The sequence below is a fragment of the Streptomyces sp. NPDC096040 genome (genome assembly GCF_040303265.1).
Taxonomy (GTDB): domain Bacteria; phylum Actinomycetota; class Actinomycetes; order Streptomycetales; family Streptomycetaceae; genus Streptomyces.
In genome coordinates this window covers 1-1,053 of the sequence record NZ_JBEOTA010000107.1, presented here as the reverse complement: position 1 = coordinate 1,053, position 1,053 = coordinate 1, and the positions used below count along the sequence as shown (strand labels likewise).

Sequence of the window (1,053 nt, the reverse complement as noted above, 5' to 3'; positions counted from 1 at the left end):
ACGTCCAGATCGAACCCGGCCGCGCCGCCTTCATCAAAGCCACGCTGAAGCCCCGGCGGATCATCTGGTTCGGGCCGAAGGAACAGCGGCCGTACCGGCTCACCATCCAGCGCTCGGGGATCACGCCGGAGCCCGTCGACGGAACGTACATCCAGCGCGGCTTCCTGCCCCGCTGGCTGGCCACCCTCTTCGGCACCCTGCTGGCCCTCGCCATCACCTTCGCCCTGATCTGGTTCAACTACAAGCCGCAGGTCAAGAGCCTGGCCGAGGAACAGATCCAGGAAGCCGGAGTGAGTTCGATCGCGCCCAGCCCCTCGGCCACCCCGACCCCGCCGCCGGCGCCCAGTGTCACGGCCTCCACCGCGCCCACCGCCCCGGACACCGGGGACGGCGGCGGCGCGGGGGGCGGGGGTGGAGGCGGCGGAGGTGCGACGGCCACCGTGACCGCCAAGCCCAAGCAGGACACCGCGGCGACCGCAGTGAACCGCCTCGCCGCCGACGACCCGTCCGGGCGGCACATCTGCTACCGCGCCTTCGTCCAGGGCACCGGCTGGCAGAAGCCCGTCTGCGACGGCACCATGGCCGGCACGTCCGGCAAGAACGTGCCGATCAAGGCCATCAACATCGCGGTGTACGGCGTCCAGGGCTCCGCCGCCAACTCCTTCGTCTACAACGCCCAGTCCACGGACGGCAGGGGCAAGTGGACCCCGAACTGGACGGCGATCATGGCCGACGGCAAGGACAACTACATCGGCAGCACCAAGGCGGCCGACCCCTACATCGAGGGCTTCGCCGTCAACGTCGGCAACGGCCAGGTCTGCAACTACGCCAAGGTACGGGACCACGACTGGGGCGACCAGTGGTGCAAGGGCGCCCGCCCCGATCTCAACTTCGTCGGCACCCTGGACAACACGCTCTGGCTGGAAGCCTTCAAGCTCACGGTGACCCCATGACTCTCTGGACCTCTCTCGAACCCGCCTCCGCGACCGTGGACCCCGGGGCCTCCACCCGCGTACGGCTGCGGCTGCGCAACACCGGTGACGTCGTCGACGA

1 protein-coding gene is annotated in these 1,053 nt (G+C 69.7%); it reads left to right on the top strand.

The genetic code is table 11. The features are described 5' to 3' along the window. Window positions 1-953: hydrolase (locus ABTY98_RS42205; protein WP_352226479.1), on the top strand; the 953-nt coding region annotated here is incomplete at its 5' end. Between the last annotated feature and the right edge of the window lie 100 nt (window positions 954-1,053).